Below are 17465 nucleotides of genomic sequence, written 5' to 3' on the forward strand. Positions count from 1 at the left end.
GTCATATCCCGGCCGGCACACAAAACGCCTTGGCGTGTCCTAACATACGCGCTCGAACAAACACAACTTTGAGGAAAACGGTATGACCCAGCTCCCCGCCCGCTATGACCACGTTGGCAGCTTTCTGCGCCCCAAATACCTGCTCGAGGCGCGCGAGCAAAAGGCCAAGGGTGCGATCACCCCCGAGCAACTGCGCACCGTAGAGGACAAGGCCATCACCGAGATCGTCAAGTTCCAGGAAGACGTGGGCCTGAAAAGCATCACCGACGGCGAGTTCCGCCGCACCTACTTCCATATCGACTTTCTGGACCAGCTCGGCGGCGTGAAGACCGACATCCCGGTCACTATTCAAAAGCCGGACGGCACTCAGGAACTGGCCCCGCCCGTGATGCGCGTGGTGGACAAGGTGCGGCACGTGAAGAACATCCAGCTGGCCGACTTCCAGTACCTCAAGAGCCAGGTATCCCCGGGCAACACGCCCAAGGTTTGCATTCCCTCGCCCACCATGCTGCACTTTCGCGGCGGGCGCGCCGGCATCAGCCGCCAGGCGTATCCGGAGCTCGACCCGGCGTTCTACGACGACGTGGCGAACGCCTATGGCGACGAGCTGCGCTCGCTGGCCGCCGCGGGCGCCACCTACGTGCAGATGGACGACACCAACCTGGCCTACCTGTGCGACGAGAAGATGCGCGAAGCAGCGCGCCAGCGCGGCGACGACCCGAACGAGCTGCCGCACCGCTACGCCGCCTTCATCAACAAGGTGGTGGCGCAAAAGCCCGCCGGCATGCTGCTGGCCATGCACCTGTGCCGCGGCAATTTCAAGAGCACGCACGCGGCGGCCGGCAACTACGAGCCGGTGGCTGAAGCGCTGCTGCGCGAAATGAACCTGGACGCCTACTTCATGGAGTACGACGACGAGCGCAGCGGCGACTTCAAGCCGCTGCGCTACCTGCCCAAGGGCAAGACCGTGGTGCTGGGCCTGGTGACCACCAAGTTCGGCCAGCTCGAGGACAAGGACGACCTGAAACGCCGCATCGAACAAGCCGCCAAATACGCGCCGCTGGAGCAACTGGCGCTGTCACCGCAATGCGGCTTCAGCAGCACCGTGCATGGCAACGACATTGCCGTGGAGGCGCAGCGCGCCAAGCTGCGTCTCGTGGTGGAGACGGCACGGGAAGTTTGGGGCACGGCCTGAGGCGGCGCTGACACGACAGGGAGGAAGGCGATACTAGCGGCATGACCCGCCGACGCTACGCCTTCAACACTCCGCGCCTGTGGCAGCGGCTGCGAGGGCTTGCGGCCTGCTGCATCGCCTGCGGATTGGTCGGCGCCAGTACGCTCGCCTTCGCGGCCGACGCCCCCAACGATCTGCTGCGCATCGGCTCCAAGCGCTTCACCGAGTCCTACATCCTGGCGCAGGTGCTGGCGCAGACGGTCGCGGCACGCACCGGCAAATCCCCGACGGTGCTGCAAGGGCTGGGCAACACGGCCATCGTCTACGAGGCGCTGCGCTCGGGCAACATCGATCTGTACCCGGAGTACGCGGGCACCATCAGCCTGGAGATCCTCAAAAGCACTGAGCCGATGTCGATGCACGCCATGAACCAGGCCCTGGCACCGCTGGGCCTGGGCGTTGCCATTCCACTGGGCTTCAACGACGGCTATGCGCTGGCCATGCGCGATGCGCAGGCGCAGCGCCTGCACATCGTGTCGCTGAGCGATCTGGCGCAGCATCCCGAGTTGAAGCTGGGACTGTCCAACGAGTTCATCGGCCGCGCCGATGGCTGGAAGGGTCTGGCGCAGCGCTACGGCTTCACGCAGGCGCCGACCGGCCTGGACCACGGCCTGGCCTACACCGCGCTGGCGCAAAAGCAGGTGGACGTGATCGACATCTACACCACCGATGCCAAGATCGCCCAGCTCGGCCTGCGCGTGCTGCAGGACGACCTGCATTACTTTCCGCGCTACGACGCCGTGGTGCTGTACCGGCTGGACGTGCCCACGCGCTTTCCGAAGGCCTGGGCGGCGCTGCAGACGCTGGCCGGCAGCATCGACGAGCGCGCCATGATCGCGATGAACGCGCGGGCTGAGTTGCAGGGCGTGGCGTTCGATGTGATTGCCCGCGATTACCTGACGAGCAAGGCCACTGGAGCCGTGGCTGCAACCGGCAATGCCCCCGACGCGGCGCGGCGCGGCTTCTGGGCCAAGCTGTTCGGGCCCGACCTGGCGCGACTGACCTGGCAGCACCTGGCGCTGGTGGCGATTTCGGTGGCCGTGGCCGTGCTGCTCGCCATCCCGCTGGCGGTGCTGGTGTTTCCCCATCCGCGCCTGCGCGCGCTCGTGCTCGGCGCCACCGGCCTGCTGCAAACCGTGCCCTCGCTGGCCATGCTGGCCGCGCTGATTTCACTGATGGGCGTGATCGGCGTGATGCCCGCGCTGCTCGCGCTGATGCTGTACGCGCTGCTGCCCATCATGCGCAACACTACGACGGGACTCGCCGAGGTGCCGCAGGGCCTGCGGCTCGCGGGCCAGGCGCTCGGCATGACGGCGCGCCAGCGCATGCGCTACGTCGAGCTGCCGCTGGCGCTGCCGACCATCCTGGCCGGCGTGCGCACCGCCACCTCGATCGCGATCGGCACCGCGACCATCGCCGCCTTCATCGGCGCCGGTGGCTACGGCGAGCGCATCGTCACCGGCCTGGCCCTGAATGACGATCAACTGCTGCTCGCGGGTGCCCTGCCCGCCACCGTGCTGGCGCTGCTGAGCGAGGCACTGTTCGAGGTGATCGAGCGGATGATACGGCGGCGCAGGGCCTGAATTTCAAGCAAAATGTGCCTGAAGCCCTTTCAGGACAATGGCATTGTGCTATCAACTAAATAGCACCCCGTTCCCGGCCGGCTACGCCAGCGTGTAAGCCGTCTTCACCGTCGTGAAGAATTCCTGCGCGTACCGGCCCTGCTCGCGCGGACCGTAGCTCGAAGCTTTGCGCCCGCCAAAGGGCACGTGGTAGTCGACGCCGGCGGTCGGCAAATTGACCATCACCATGCCGGCCTGGCTATGGCGTTTGAAGTGCGTCGCGTACTTCAGACTGGTCGTTGCAATGCCGGCGGACAGGCCGAACTCGGTGTCGTTGGCCATGGCCAGCGCCTCTTCGTAGTTCTTCACGCGGATCACGCTGGCCACCGGACCGAAGATTTCTTCCTTGTTGATGCGCATCGACGCGACGGATTCGCTGAACAGCGCGGGCGACATGTAGAAACCTTCGGTGCCAAGCTTCAGGCGCTCGCCGCCACCCGCCAGGGTCGCGCCTTCGCCCTTGCCGATCTCGATGTAGCCCAGGTTCTGCTCGAGCTGGCTCTGGCTCGAGACCGGGCCGACGTCGGTCCCCTGCGCCAGCGCATCGCCGACCTTGATTCTGGCCATGCGTTCCTGCATCGCGGCGATGAACTTCGGGTAGATGCCTTCGGTGACGATGAGGCGGCTGGATGCGGTGCAGCGCTGGCCGGTCGAATAAAACGCGCTTTGCACGCTGAGCTCGACCGCCTGCGCCAGATCGGCGTCGTCCAGCACCACCTGCGGGTTCTTGCCGCCCATCTCCAGCTGCACCTTCTTGTGATTCGTCACGCATTGCACCGCGATGCCGCGCCCGACCTCGACCGAGCCGGTGAAACTGATCGCGTGGACGCCCGGGTGATTCACCAGCGCATTGCCGATCACGCTGCCGCGGCCCATCACGAGGTTGAACACGCCGGCCGGAATGCCCGAGCGGCTGATGATTTCGGCCAGCGCCCAGGCGCAGCCCGGCACCAGGTCGGCGGGCTTCAGGACGACGCAGTTGCCATAGGCCAGCGCCGGCGCGATCTTCCAGGCCGGAATCGCGATCGGGAAGTTCCACGGCGTGATGAGGCCGACCACGCCGACCGGCTCGCGCGTGATCTCGACACCAATGCCGGGGCGCACCGACGGTACGGTCTCACCCGTAAGGCGCAGGCATTCGCCGGCGAAGAACTTGAAGATCTGCCCGGCGCGGGCCGCCTCGCCGATGCCCTCCGCGCGGGTCTTGCCCTCTTCGCGCGCCAGCAGGGTGCCGAGCTCCTCCTTGCGGGCAAGTATCTCAGTGCCGATTCTGTCCAGCGCGTCGCAGCGCGCCTGGATGCTGCCGGTGGCCCAGGCCGGGAAGGCTGCGGTCGCGGCGGCCACGGCGGCTCGGACGTGACTGGCATCGCCCTGGGTGTACCCCGCGATGGTGTCGCCAAGGTTGGAGGGGTTCAGGTTCGGGCTGTAGGTGTGGCCCGGCGTCCATTCGCCGCCGATCAGGTTGTCGTGTTGTTGCATGGCTTGAATCCTTGATGTGGGGGAAATCGGAGGCCGAAGCAGGGGGGCGCTTCGGCAAGGAGTTGCAGGTTGGCGTGTCAACGCACCAGGCTGGGACGCTTGTTGTCGAATTGCCAGCCGGCCATCAGGTATTGCATGGCCTGCGCGTCGTTGCGCGCGCCAAGGCTGTGCTGCAGGTAGAGCTGGTGCGCCTTCTCGACCTCGTCCATGTCGAGCTCCACACCCAGGCCGCCACGCGTCGGCACTTTCACGTAGCCGCCCTCGATCTGCAACGGCGCCTTCGTCAGGCGCTGGCCGTCCTGCCAGATCCAGTGCGTATCGATGGCCGTGACCCGGCCGGGTGCCGCCGCGGCCACGTGCGTGAACATCGCCAGCGACACGTCGAAATGATTGTTCGAGTGCGAGCCCCAGGTCAGCCCCCAGGCCTGGCACAGCTGCGCCACGCGCACCGCGCCCTGCAGGGTCCAGAAATGCGGATCGGCCAGCGGAATGTCGACCGACTGCAGCGACAGGCTGTGCACCATCTCGCGCCAGTCGGTGGCGACCATGTTGGTCGCGGTCGGCAATCCGGTCGCACGGCGGAACTCGGCCATCACCTCGCGGCCCGAGAACACGCCTTCGGCGCCGCACGGGTCCTCGGCATACGCCATCACGCCATGCAGGTCGCGGCACAGGCGCACCGCATCGGCAAGCAGCCAGCCGCCGTTCGGGTCGAGCGTGACGCGCGCCTGCGGAAAACGCGCGTGCAGCGCACGGATCGCCTCGACCTCCTCCTCGCCGCGCAGCACGCCGCCCTTGAGCTTGAAGTCGGCAAATCCATAGCGCGCCTGCGCGGCCTCGGCCAGACGCACGATCGCCTCGGGCGTCATCGCCTCTTCGTGGCGCAGGCGGAACCAGTCGCTGTCGGCACCGGGCTCGCTCTGGTACGGCAGGTCGGTCTTCTTGCGGTCGCCCACGTAGAACAGGTAGCCGAGCATCTGCACGGCATCGCGCTGCTGGCCTTCGCCGAGCAGCGCCGCCACCGGCACCTCCAGGAACTGACCCAGCAGGTCGAGCAGAGCGGCCTCGGCGGCCGTCACCGCATGGATGGCCACGCGCAGGTCGAAGGTTTGCTGCCCGCGCCCGCCACTGTCGCGGCCCGCGAACGCGCTGCGCATGCTGTTCAGCACCGCGTTGTAGCGTCCGATCGGCTGGCCGACGACCAGGTCGTGCGCGTCTTGCAGCGTCTGGCGGATCTTCTCGCCGCCCGGCACCTCGCCCACGCCGGTGTGGCCGGCGCTGTCGGTGAGGATCAACAGGTTGCGCGTGAAGAACGGGCCATGCGCGCCGCTGAGGTTCATCAGCATGCTGTCGCGGCCCGCGACCGGGATCACGCGCATGGCGACAACGACGGGCGTCTTCGCGTGCATGGTGCGGTTGGCGGAATTCATTGCGGGCCGAGCTGGTCGATCAGCATCTTGAGCGTTTCGACCTCGCCCGGCTTCAGGTCGGTGAGCGGCGCGCGCACCGGACCGGCGCCGTGGCCGACGATCTTTGCGCCTGCCTTGACGATGCTCACGGCATAGCCCTGCATGCGGTTGCGCAGCTCAAGATAGGGCATGAAGAAGTCCTTGAGCAGGCGGTGCTGCGTGGGCAGGTCGTCGGCCGCGACCGCATGGTAGAAATCCATCGCGGTCTTCGGAATGAAGTTGAAGACGGCCGACGAATACACCGGCGTGCCGAGCGCCTTGTAGGCCGCGGCATAGACCTCGGCCGTCGGCAGGCCGCCCAGGTAGGCGAAACGATCGCCCATGCGCTGATACACCGACACCATCGCTTCGATGTCGCCCACGCCATCCTTGAAACCGACCAGATTCGGGTTGCGCTGCGCCAGCCGGGCCAGGGTTTCGGGCTTGAACCGGCTGTTGGCGCGGTTGTAGACGATCACGCCGAACTTCACGCTCTTGCAGACCTCCTCGACGTGCGCGGCCAGGCCTTCCTGCCCCGCTTCGGTGAGGTAGTGCGGCATCAGCAGGATGCCGTGCGCGCCGGCCTTTTCTGCGGCCTGCGCGCACTGGATGGCGAAGCGTGTCGGACCGCCGGCGCCCGCGATGATCGGCACCTTGCCGCGGCAGGTATCGACCGCCGTCTGAATGATGCCGGGGTACTCGTCGCCGGTCAGCGAGAAGAACTCCCCCGTGCCACCCGCGGCGAACAGCGCACTGGCGCCGTAAGGCATGAGCCATTCGAGGCGCTCGCTGTAGCCCCTGCGGTCGAAGTCACCGTTGCTGTCGAAATCGGTCAACGGGAAGGAGAGCAGGCCGGAGCCCATGATGGTCTTGAGTTCTTGCGGATTCATGGTGACGTTCAGGGAAGAAAAAGCAGAAAGGAAAGTGTTTGAAGCGCCCAGTGCCGGCGCACTATCAAGTGGTACGTCATCGTATAACTATAAAGACGAGTTGTCCAGAAAAAACCGTTCTCTTCAGGGTGAAGCGGCGCCGGCAGCCACCTTCTGTGCCTCCTCCTGCGCCATGCGCAGCCGCTCGCGGCTATTGGTCAGGTGAATGCGCATCGCGGCCCGGGCCGACTCGGGGTCGCGCCGGGCAATCGCCGCATAGATCTCTTCGTGCTCACGGTTGACCCGGCTCAGATAGGCGCCGCCACGCTCGAAGTTCCGAATGGCGCTGATGCGCGTGCGCGGAATGATGGTGGTGCCCAGGTGGCTCATGATGTCGGCGAAATACGGGTTGCCGGTCGACTGGGCAATCTGCAGGTGAAAGCGGAAATCCGGCGCCACCGTGTCCCCCGCCACCCCCACGTTGCGCTCGAATTCGTCGAGCGCCTGGCGCATCACCAGCAGTTGCTCCTCGGTGCGGCGGCTGGCGGCCAGCCCGGCCGACTCGGTCTCAAGGCTGATGCGCAGCTCGAGCACCGCGAGTACGTCGACCGAGGTCGCGATCTCGCCCGGGTCCAGCCGGAACATTCCGCCGGCGCGCGGCTGCAGCACGAACGTGCCCACCCCATGGTGTGTTTCGACCAGCTCCGCCGCCTGCAGTTTGGACAGGGCCTCGCGCACCACGGTCCGGCTGACGCCAAAGGCACGCATGATCTCGGACTCCGTCGGCAACTTGTCGCCTGGACGCAAGGCGCCGTCGCGAATCCGCCCGCTCAGGTCATCCACCAGACCATGCGCCAGCCCGCGTGCACGCTGGCGCGGCCGACCCACGAAGCCATCCGGCAACCCGTGCGCGTCAGCCTCTGCCGCGATTTTCACCGTCGGTTCATGAATCAAGGGTTTACCCGCAACTGATGACATCATATTGTCATCATAATACGCAACTTGTTGTACGACAACTTATAACTTGTTTTTCTACTCAGTCCATGCTTCCTGAGAACGGGCCGACCATGCCAACTTCCTCCGATTCCCAAACAACCACGGCTCACCGGTTTGATCGCCTGCTGCTGACCGGCGCCGCCGGCAGCCTGGGCAAGGTGCTGCGCGAAAGCCTTCGCCCGTGCGCGAACGTATTGCGGCTGTCCGACGTCGCGGCGCTCGCCCCGGCACAAGGGGCACATGAAGAGGTCGTGCCCTGCGACCTGGCCGACAGGGGCGCCGTCGACGCGCTGGTGGCGGGCTGCGACGCCATCGTGCATCTGGGCGGCGTCTCGGTGGAACGGCCTTTCGAGGAAGTCCTCGAGGCCAACATCAAGGGCGTGTTCCACATCTACGAAGGCGCGCGCCGGCATGGCGTGAAGCGTGTCGTGTTCGCCAGCTCCAACCACGTGATCGGCTTCTACAGGCAGAGCGAGCGCATCGATGCCCATGCGCTGAAGCGCCCCGACGGCTACTACGGGCTGTCGAAGTCGTTTGGCGAGGACGTCGCGCAGTTCTACTTCGACCGCTGGGGCATCGAGACGGTGAGCATCCGCATCGGCTCCTCGTTTGCGGAGCCGGCCAACCGCCGCATGATGAGCACCTGGCTCAGCTACCGCGACCTCACCACGCTGATCGGGAAGTCGCTCTTCACACCGGGCGTGCGGCACACGGTGGTGTACGGCATGTCGGCGAACCGCGATGTGTGGTGGGACAACGGCGCCGCTGCACTGCTGGGCTTCGCGGCGCAGGACACGTCGGAGGTGTTCCGCGACAAGATCGAGGCGCAGCCGCCGGTCGCGCCCACCGACCCGAACGCCCTCTACCAGGGCGGAGCCTTTACCGCGCAAGGTCCGTTCGAATGAGGAAAATTCGCCGCCATTTTCTTGCGGCCTGCCGGGGCGACCGGGCCGAAAGCGCCCCACACAACCACTAAGCGAAAGACCACCATGACAGCCCCCTCGAGTTCGCCGCCGCTGTACATCACCATGCACAAGCACGACAACGTCGCGATCGTCGCCAACGACGGCGGCCTGCCGGCAGGCACCGTGTTTGCATCAGGCCTCAAGCTCATCGACAAGGTGCCGCAGGGTCACAAGGTCGCGCTGCTCGACCTGCCGGCCGGCACGCCGGTGCGGCGCTACAACGTGGTGATCGGGCGCACGACGCGCGACGTTCCGGCGGGCAGCTGGGTGCACGAGCGCCTGCTCGAGATGCCCGCGGCACGCTCGCTCGAAGGCCTGCCGATCGCCACCGCCAAGCTGCCCGCGATGCCCCCGCTCGAGGGCTACACCTTCGAGGGTTATCGCAATGCCGACGGCTCGGTGGGCTCGCGCAACATCCTGGCGATCACCCAGACCGTGCAGTGCGTGGCCGGCGTGACCGCGTTCGCCGTGCAGCGCATCAAGGCCGAGCTGTTGCCCCGCTTTCCCCACGTCGACGACGTGGTGGCGCTGGAGCACGGCTACGGCTGCGGCGTCGCGATCGATGCACCCGGCGCGACCATCCCGATCCGCACGCTGCGCAACATCAGCCTGAATCCGAACTTCGGCGGCGAGGTGATGCTGGTCAGCCTGGGCTGCGAGAAGCTGCAGCCCAGGCGCCTCATGCCGCCCGGCACCATCGCGCTCGTGGACGAGAACAGCGTGGCCGATGTCGGCGTCAACGCGGATGCCAGACTCGACGTGGTCTGCCTGCAGGACGAGGCGCATGTGGGCTTCATGTCGATGGTCGAGTCCATCATGCGCCAGGCCGAGGAACACCTGGAGCGCCTGAACGCGCGCCGGCGCGAAACCGTGCCGGCCAGCGAGTTGGTGGTGGGCGTGCAGTGCGGCGGCAGCGATGCGTTCAGCGGCGTGACGGCCAACCCCGCGGTCGGCTTTTGCACCGACCTGCTGGTGCGGGCCGGCGCCACCGTGATGTTCTCGGAAGTGACCGAGGTGCGCGACGGCATCGACCAGCTGACCGCGCGCGCGGCTACGCCCGAGGTGGCCGCGGCCATGATCCGCGAGATGGCCTGGTACGACGCCTACCTGCAAAAGGGGCACGCCGACCGCAGCGCCAACACCACGCCCGGCAACAAGATGGGCGGCCTGTCCAACATCGTCGAGAAGGCCATGGGCTCGATCGTCAAGTCCGGCAGCGCCCCGATCTCGGGCGTGCTCGCGCCCGGCGAGAAGGTGAGGAAGAAGGGCCTGATCTTCGCCGCCACGCCGGCCAGCGACTTCATCTGCGGCACGCTGCAGCTGGCGGCCGGCATCAATCTGCACGTGTTCACGACCGGGCGCGGTACCCCCTACGGGCTGGCGCAGGTGCCGGTCATCAAGGTGGCCACGCGCAGCGACCTCGCACGGCGCTGGCACGACCTGATGGATGTGAATGCGGGGCGTATCGCCGACGGCTCCGCCAGCATCGAAGAGGTGGGCTGGGAGTTGTTCCGCCTCATGCTCGAGGTCGCGAGCGGCACCAAGAAAACCTGGGCCGAGCACTGGAAGCTGCACAACGCGCTGGTGCTGTTCAATCCGGGGCCCGTGACCTGAATGCTACATAAACAATAGCGCCTTGTGAAGATTCCACAAGCGCTGCACTGCTTTTTTACCACCAACGACTGGAGAGATATCCCATGAAACGCCGCACCCTGATTCACACCGCGCTCGCGTCGCTCACCGCCAGCATGGCCGGCGCGCCCGCATTCGCCCAAGGCAACTGGCCCACCAAGCCCATCAGCTACATCGTGCCCTTTCCCGCGGGCGGCACCACCGACATCCTCGGGCGTCTGATCGGGCAAAAACTGGGCGCAGCCCTGGGCACCACGATCGTGATCGAAAACCGCGGCGGCGCCGGCGGCAGCGTGGGATCGGAAGTCGCGGCGCGCGCGGCGCCCGATGGCTACACCCTGCTGGGCGGCACCATCAGCTCGCACGCCATCAATGTGAGCCTGTACCCCAAGCTCGGCTACGACCCGGTCAAGTCCTTCACGCCCATCATCCTGATCGGCTCCAACCCGGTGGTGCTGATCGTGCGCAAGGACAGCCCCTTCAAGACGCTGCAGGACGTGCTGGCCGCGGCCCGGGCCAAGCCCGGCACCATTTCGTCGGCCTCCGCCGGCAATGGCACCTCGCAGCACATGACGCTGGAGCTGCTGGCCTACAAGTCGGGCACGAAGTTCGTCCATGTGCCGTACAAGGGCAGCGGCCCGGCGATCCAGGACCTGATCGGCGGCCAGGTCGACATGATGTTCGACACCACGGTGGTGGCCGGCCCGTACATCCAGAGCGGCACGCTGCGCGCGATCGCCGTCAGCTCGGCCAGGCGCCTGGACTCCATGCCCAACGTGCCCACCATCGCCGAGTCGGGCGTGCCGGGTTTCGAGGTGGTGTCGTGGCAAGGCATCTTCGCGCCCGCCGGCACACCCAAGCCGCTGGTGGAGCGCCTGCACAACGAGATCGACAAGATCTTGAAGACACCCGAAATGCAGGACCGACTCAAGGGTCTGGGCATGCAGCCGGGGAACCTGACGGCCGATCAGTTCGCCGCGTTCCAGAAGGCCGAGGTCGACAAGTGGGCCCAGGTGATCAAGGCCGCGAATCTCAAGCTGGAATAAACGGCCTCTGACCCAGATGGGGCCCTCACATCACGCTATTGATTCTGTAGCGATCAGGCTGCCGGCTGATCCAGCCCCAGCAGCCGCACCGCATTGTCCTTGAGGATGCCGGGCTTCACCTCGGGCTTGAAGCCGGCCTCCTCGAAGTCCTTCATCCAGCGGTCCGGCGTGATGAGCGGGTAGTCGCTGCCGAACAGGATGCGGTCCTTGAGCAGCGTGTTCGCGTACTGCACCAGTTGCGGCGGAAAATACTTCGGGCTCCAGCCCGACAGGTCGATCCAGATGTTGGGCTTGTGCATCGCCAGCGAGATGGCTTCGTCCTGCCACGGCCACGACGGGTGGGCGATGATGATCTGGATGTCGGGGAACGCGATGGCGACGTCCTCCAGCAGCATCGGATTCGAGTTCTGCAGCCGCAGGCCGCCGCCGCAGCGCATGCCGCTGCCGATGCCCGAGTGGCCGCTGTGGAAGACGGCGGGCAGCTGGTACTCGTTGATGACTTCGTAGATCGGCCAGGCCATGCGGTCCTGCGGCTCGAAGCCCTGCACCGTCGGGTGAAACTTGAAGCCCTTGACGCCATACTCCTCGATCAGCTTGCGGGCTTCGCGTGCGCCCATTTTTCCCTTGTGCGGATCGATGCTGCCGAAGGCGATCATGATGTCGCTGTTCGCGAGTGCCGCCTCGGCAATCTCCTCGTTGGGGATGCGGCGCCGGCCCATCTGCGTTTCGGCGTCCACCGTGAAGTTGACGAAGCCGATCTTCTTCTCGCGGTAGTAGGCTATTGTTTCATCCATCGTCGGGCGACGGCTGGAGCGGAAGTATTTGTCGGCCGCGCGGTCGTACTCTTCGCCGTAGTTGTCGAAGGGGTTGCGGCACGACACCTCGAGGTGGGTATGGGTGTCGATGGCAACGAGATTCCTGTAATCCATATCGGTCTCCTGAAGTTCGATGAATGCCTGGGTAAACCCTTATCAAAAGCCAGTTCAAGCGGCTTGATTTGATTATATTTAATAATCATAATCAACCTTCGAAAGAAACACCACCATGAGCAAAAAAGACCTCCAGCTTGACATTCGCGGCGACCACAAGGAAGTCGCCGTGATCCGCCTGACCCGCCCCGCCAAACGCAATGCGCTCAGCGATGGCCTGATTCTGGCCCTGCGCGATGTTTTTGAAAACCTGCCCGCCACGGTACGCGCGGCAGTCATCGACGGCGAAGGCGAGCATTTCTGCGCCGGCCTGGATCTGTCCGAGCTCAAGGAGCGCGACGCGGGCCAGGGCCTGGTCCATTCGCGCATGTGGCACGCCGCGCTGGAGCGCGTGCAATACGGCCCGGTGCCCGTCATCGCGGCCCTGCACGGCGCGGTGGTCGGCGGCGGACTCGAGCTGGCCAGCGCCTGCCATATCCGCGTGGCCGACGACTCCACCTTCTATGCGCTGCCCGAAGGCTCGCGCGGCATCTTCGTGGGCGGCGGCGGCGCGGTGCGCATTCCGCGCCTGATCGGCGCCGCGCGCATGACCGACATGATGCTGACGGGGCGCGTGTACAACGCACAGGACGGCGAGCGCATCGGCCTGGCCCAATACCTGGTGCCGCAAGGCCAGGCGTTCGACAAGGCCTTCGAGCTGGCGCAGCGCGTGGCGCAAAACGCACCGCTGACCAACTATGCGCTGATGCACGCGCTGCCGCGCATCGCCGAGCAGCCGGCCGACCAGGGCTTCCTGACCGAGGCACTGATGGCCGCGATTGCGCAGAGCGCGCCCGAGGCCAAGACCCGCGTGCAGGCCTTCCTCGACGGCCGCGCCGCCAAGGTCAAAAAAGCCTGACCGACTAAAGAGCCAGATCATGAGCGAGACAAAACCCTCTTCCGCACCGCGCTACCGCCCCTTGAAATTCGGCGTCACGCGCGTGCTGCTGCGCGATGGCCAAGACGGTGTCCGCTACCTCGAAGCCGACCAGCCGCTGGCCGACTACGCGGCGCGCATCACCGACCGCTTTATGCACTGGGCGCAGACCACGCCTGAGCGCAGCTTCCTGGCGCGCCGCGTCAAAAACGCGGACGGCAGCACGGGCGACTGGCGCCACATCAGCTACGGCGAGGCACTCGTCACCGCCCGCGCGGTCGGGCAGGCGCTGCTGGACCGCGGCCTGAGCGCCGAGCGCCCGGTGGTGATCCTGAGCGAGAACAGCCTGGAGCACGCGCAGCTGGCGCTCGGCTGCCTGTACGCCGGCATCCCCTACTGCCCGGCCTCGCCGGCCTACAGCGTGGTCAGCCTGGACTACGAAAAACTGCGCCACATCTTCAAGACACTGACCCCGGGGCTGGTGTTTGCCAGCGACGCCGCGCGCTATGGCAAGGCGATCCAGGCCACCGCGGGCCTTGATGTCGAAGTCGTGCTGCACGAGGGCTCGCTGGACGGCCGTCCCACCACCCCCTTCGCCGCGCTGCTGGCCACCGCGCCGACGCCGCAGGTGGATGCCGCCATGCAGGCCACCGGGCCGGACACCATCACCAAGTTCCTCTTCACCTCGGGCTCGACCAAGCTGCCCAAGGCCGTGATCAACACGCACTGCATGTGGTGCGCGAACCAGCAGCAGATGCGCCAGTCCATGCCGGTGCTGGCCGAGGAGCCCCCGGTGCTGGTCGACTGGCTGCCCTGGAATCACACCTTCGGCGGCAACCACAACGTGGGCCTGACGATCTACAACGGCGGCACGCTGTACATCGACGACGGCAAGCCCACGCCGGCGCTGATGAGCGAGACCCTGCGCAACCTGCGCGAGATCGCGCCCACGGTGTACTTCAACGTGCCCACCGGCTTCGAGGCGATTGCCAACGCCATGAAGACCGACGCGCAGCTGCGCCGCACGCTGCTGTCGCGCGTGAAGATGTTTTTCTATGCGGGCGCGGGACTCGCGCAGCCGGTCTGGGACAGCCTGCACGCCACGCAGGAAGCCGAGATCGGCGAGCGCATCGTCATGGGCACGGGCCTGGGCATGACCGAGTCCGCGCCGTTCGCGGTATTCGTGACCAGCCCAAATGTGAAGGCCGGCGACATCGGCGTGCCCGCACCGGGCATCGTGCTCAAGCTAGTACCGGTGGACGGCAAGACCGAGGTGCGCTATGCAGGCCCCAACATCACGCCGGGTTACTGGCGCGCGCCGCAGGCGACGAAAGAGGCGTTCGACGAGGAAGGCTTTTTCCGCACCGGCGATGCGGTCCAGTGGATCGACCCGAACGACATCCACCAGGGACTGAAGTTCGACGGGCGCATCGCAGAGGACTTCAAGCTGGCCACCGGCACTTTTGTGAGCGTGGGTCCGCTGCGCGCCAGGATCATTGCGGCGGGCGCGCCTTACATCCAGGACGCCGTGCTCACCGGACTGAACCTCAACGAGGTCGGCGCGATGATTTTCCCGACGGCCGCCGTGCGCACGCTGAGCGGATTGGATGCCAGCGCGTCGCTGGCCGAGGTGCTTGAGAGCGCACCGGTGCTGGCGCATTTCCGCCGCGTCTTCACCGAACTGGCGCAGCAATCCACTGGCAGCGCGAACCGCATCGCGCGCGCCATTTTGCTGGCCGAGCCGCCCTCCATCGACAAGGGCGAGGTGACCGACAAGGGCTCGATCAACCAGCGCGCCGTGCTCAAGCACCGCGACGCCCTGGTGCGCGCGCTGCACGACGGCACGGCCGCCCACATTCTCAAACCCGGCGAACGCTGATATCTTCAAGAGAAAAGTGCCTGCAGCCCTTATCCAGTCTTTGCATTCAGCTACCAGATTAATAGCAAACCAGGAGTCTTCACCATGAACATCCAAGGACATGCCGCACTCGTCACCGGTGGCGGCTCCGGCCTCGGCGAGGCCACCGCACGCGAACTGGCCCGGCTCGGCGCGAAAGTTGCCGTGCTCGATGTGAACCTCGCCAACGCCGAAAAGGTCGCAGCAGAAATCAACGGTATCGCCTGCCAGTGCGACATCACCAACACCGACAGCCTGCAGGCCGCGATCGCCAAGGCCGCCGCCGCCCACGGCCCGGCGCGCATCCTGATGAACATCGCGGGCATCGGCTCGGCCAAGCGCGTGGTCGCCAAGGACGGTACGCCTGCCCCTTTGGAAGACTTCGCCAGGGTCATCAACGTCAACCTGATCGGCACCTACAACGCGAGCCGCCTGTTTGCTGCCGAATGCGCCAAGCTGTCCCCTTTGGTCGACGGCGAGCGCGGCGTGATGCTGTTCACCGCCTCGGTGGCCGCGTTCGACGGCCAGGTCGGCCAGCAGGCCTATAGCGCCTCCAAGGGCGGCCTGGTCGGCATGACGCTGCCGATGGCGCGCGATCTGGCACAGCATGGCATCCGCGTCTGTACCATTGCGCCCGGCCTGTTCGCCACGCCGCTCATGCGGCAATTGCCCGAGCCCGTGCAGGCCTCGCTGGCGGCGAGCATTCCATTCCCGCCGCGCCTGGGCAAGCCGTCGGAATTCGCCGAGCTGGCCTGCCACATCGTCACCAACACGCACCTGAATGGCGAAGTCATCCGCCTGGACGGTGCGCTGCGCATGGCGCCCCGGTGAACTCATGGGCAAGACGCAGGTGTACGAAGTCAAGGTGCAGTTCGGCGACTGCGACCCCGCGGGCATCGTCTTTTTTCCCAACTTCCTGAGGTGGATGGACGCCTCGTCGCTGAACTTCTTCATGGCGTGCGGCCTGCCCCCCTGGCGCGAACTGACCCGGACCACTGGTATCGTCGGCACGCCGCTGCTGGAGATCCACACCAAATTCCTGCGCTCGGCCACCTATGGCGAAACGCTGCACATTCATACCAGCGTCGAGGAGTGGCGCGACAAGGTTTTCTTGCAACAACACCTGATCCGGCGTGGCGACGACCTGCTGTGCGAAGGTCGCGAGACGCGCGCCTTCGTGATCCATCCGCCCGGCGAGCCGGGCCGGCTCAAGGCCATTCCGGTACCGGCGGACATCCGTGCGCTGTGCGGCTGATTTTTTTCTCGACCCTCAAAACCAAGGAGACTTCTTCATGAAACACACCAAATCCCTCGTGACCGCCGCCGTCGCTCTGTGCCTGTCGGGCGCCGCCCTGGCCGACATCACGATCGGCGTGAGCCTGTCGCTGACCGGCCCGGCCTCCGGGCTGGGCATTCCCATCAAGAACGAGATCGCGCTGTGGCCAAAAAGCATTGACGGCGAAAAGCTCAATGTGATCGTGCTCGACGACGCCACCGATCCAACCCAGGGGGTCAAGAATGCGCGCCGCTTCGTGACGGAAGACAAGGTCGACCTGATCGCCGGCTCGGTCGCCACACCGGTCGCCATTCCCATGGCCGCCGTCGCGGCCGAGGCAGAGACCGTGCAACTGTCCCTGTCGCCCTCGGCGCTGCCGCCGGGCAAGGACCATTGGACCTTCCGCTTGCCGCAATCGAACGCCGTGATGTCCTACGCCATGGTGGCGCACATGAAGAAACTGGGGGTCAAGACGGTGGGCTTCCTCGGCTACACCGATGCCTACGGCGAAGGCTGGCTGAAGGACTTCACGGCAGAGGCCGCGAAGAATGGCATCAAGGTGGTGGCCACCGAGCGCTTTGCGCGTTCCGACACCAGCGTGACGGCGCAGGCCCTCAAGCTGACCTCGGCCAATCCGGACGCCATCCTGATCGTGGCCTCGGGCAGCGGTGCCGCGATGCCGGAAATGGCCGTGGTCGAGCGCGGCTACAAGGGCAAGATCTACCAGACCCACGCCGCGGCCACGCGCGACCTGATGCGCGTGGGTGGCAAGGAGGTCGAAGGCACCTACGTGGTGTCGGGTCCTGCCGTGATTGCCGAGCAGCTGCCCGACAGCCATCCGTCCAAGAAGGTCGCGATCGACTTTGTGCAGAAGTACGAGAAGGTCTACGGCCCCGGCTCGCGCAACCAGTTCGCCGGACACGGCTACGACGCGCTGCTGGTGCTGGAAAAAGTGGTGCCTGGCGCCTTGAAGAAGGCCAAGCCCGGCACCAAGGAGTTCCGTGCCGCGCTGCGTGACGGGATTGAAACCATGGGGCGCACCGTCGTGTCGCACGGCGTGCTGGATTACACGGCGCAGGACCACTGGGGCTTTACCAACGAGACCGGCGTGATGCTCAAGGTCGTGAACGGGGAATTCAAGGTCGACTGACCTTTG

General features: G+C 66.0%; 15 protein-coding genes. 10 read left to right on the plus strand and 5 right to left on the minus strand.

Features of this window, described 5'->3' with window-relative positions; all coding sequences use genetic code 11:
- Positions 1-82 precede the first annotated feature (82 nt).
- Together EUB48_RS13035 and EUB48_RS13040 are read left to right on the plus strand one after the other, a co-directional pair.
- Positions 83-1195, plus strand: coding sequence for a 5-methyltetrahydropteroyltriglutamate--homocysteine S-methyltransferase (locus EUB48_RS13035; RefSeq protein ID WP_142819525.1), 1113 nt, complete (start codon positions 83-85; stop codon positions 1193-1195).
- A gap of 41 nt (positions 1196-1236) precedes the next feature.
- Complete coding sequence (locus EUB48_RS13040; protein WP_142819526.1) at positions 1237-2817, plus strand: glycine betaine ABC transporter substrate-binding protein; 1581 nt, start codon at positions 1237-1239, stop codon at positions 2815-2817.
- A gap of 81 nt (positions 2818-2898) precedes the next feature.
- Here the strand turns inward: EUB48_RS13040 and EUB48_RS13045 are convergent, their stop codons facing one another.
- The 4 genes from EUB48_RS13045 to EUB48_RS13060 form a co-directional block, all read right to left on the minus strand.
- The gene (locus EUB48_RS13045; protein WP_142819527.1) at positions 2899-4335 is read right to left on the minus strand and encodes an aldehyde dehydrogenase family protein; all 1437 of its coding nucleotides are present in this window, start codon (positions 4333-4335) and stop codon (positions 2899-2901) included.
- 77 nt (positions 4336-4412) lie between these two features.
- On the minus strand, positions 4413-5765 hold the full coding sequence (gudD, locus tag EUB48_RS13050) for a glucarate dehydratase (protein ID WP_142819528.1): 1353 nt from the start codon (positions 5763-5765) through the stop codon (positions 4413-4415).
- Positions 5762-6673: a 5-dehydro-4-deoxyglucarate dehydratase gene (kdgD, locus tag EUB48_RS13055; RefSeq protein ID WP_142819529.1), complete on the minus strand. Its 912-nt coding sequence runs from the start codon at positions 6671-6673 to the stop codon at positions 5762-5764. Before kdgD ends, gudD begins: the two co-directional genes overlap by 4 nt.
- A gap of 123 nt (positions 6674-6796) precedes the next feature.
- On the minus strand, positions 6797-7633 hold the full coding sequence (locus EUB48_RS13060; protein WP_142819530.1) for a FadR/GntR family transcriptional regulator: 837 nt from the start codon (positions 7631-7633) through the stop codon (positions 6797-6799).
- A gap of 86 nt (positions 7634-7719) precedes the next feature.
- Between EUB48_RS13060 and EUB48_RS13065 the strand changes: the two genes are divergently transcribed.
- From EUB48_RS13065 to EUB48_RS13075, 3 genes are all read left to right on the plus strand, one after another.
- A complete protein-coding gene (locus tag EUB48_RS13065; RefSeq protein ID WP_142819531.1) occupies positions 7720-8553 on the plus strand; it encodes an NAD-dependent epimerase/dehydratase family protein in 834 nt (277 codons plus the stop codon).
- 84 nt (positions 8554-8637) lie between these two features.
- Positions 8638-10227, plus strand: a complete 1590-nt coding sequence (garD, locus tag EUB48_RS13070; RefSeq protein WP_142819532.1) for a galactarate dehydratase — start codon at positions 8638-8640, stop codon at positions 10225-10227.
- Between the two features lie 83 nt (positions 10228-10310).
- A complete protein-coding gene (locus EUB48_RS13075; RefSeq protein ID WP_142819533.1) occupies positions 10311-11291 on the plus strand; it encodes a Bug family tripartite tricarboxylate transporter substrate binding protein in 981 nt (326 codons plus the stop codon).
- A gap of 53 nt (positions 11292-11344) precedes the next feature.
- Here the strand turns inward: EUB48_RS13075 and EUB48_RS13080 are convergent, their stop codons facing one another.
- A complete protein-coding gene (locus tag EUB48_RS13080; protein ID WP_142819534.1) occupies positions 11345-12220 on the minus strand; it encodes an amidohydrolase family protein in 876 nt (291 codons plus the stop codon).
- Between the two features lie 115 nt (positions 12221-12335).
- Between EUB48_RS13080 and EUB48_RS13085 the strand changes: the two genes are divergently transcribed.
- From EUB48_RS13085 to EUB48_RS13105, 5 genes are all read left to right on the plus strand, one after another.
- Positions 12336-13118: a crotonase/enoyl-CoA hydratase family protein gene (locus EUB48_RS13085; protein ID WP_142819535.1), complete on the plus strand. Its 783-nt coding sequence runs from the start codon at positions 12336-12338 to the stop codon at positions 13116-13118.
- A gap of 19 nt (positions 13119-13137) precedes the next feature.
- Positions 13138-15015 carry a feruloyl-CoA synthase gene (locus EUB48_RS13090; RefSeq protein ID WP_142819536.1) on the plus strand — a complete coding sequence of 626 codons (1878 nt, stop codon included), beginning with the start codon at positions 13138-13140 and terminating at the stop codon, positions 15013-15015.
- 84 nt (positions 15016-15099) lie between these two features.
- Positions 15100-15864 carry an SDR family NAD(P)-dependent oxidoreductase gene (locus EUB48_RS13095; RefSeq protein ID WP_142819537.1) on the plus strand — a complete coding sequence of 255 codons (765 nt, stop codon included), beginning with the start codon at positions 15100-15102 and terminating at the stop codon, positions 15862-15864.
- Positions 15865-15868: 4 nt separating this feature from the next.
- Positions 15869-16288, plus strand: a complete 420-nt coding sequence (locus tag EUB48_RS13100; protein WP_142821254.1) for an acyl-CoA thioesterase — start codon at positions 15869-15871, stop codon at positions 16286-16288.
- Positions 16289-16325: 37 nt separating this feature from the next.
- On the plus strand, positions 16326-17459 hold the full coding sequence (locus tag EUB48_RS13105; RefSeq protein ID WP_142819538.1) for an ABC transporter substrate-binding protein: 1134 nt from the start codon (positions 16326-16328) through the stop codon (positions 17457-17459).
- Positions 17460-17465 lie beyond the last annotated feature (6 nt).

The organism is Rhodoferax sediminis (genome assembly GCF_006970865.1).
In the GTDB taxonomy this organism is placed as follows: Bacteria; Pseudomonadota; Gammaproteobacteria; order Burkholderiales; family Burkholderiaceae_C; genus Rhodoferax_A; species Rhodoferax_A sediminis.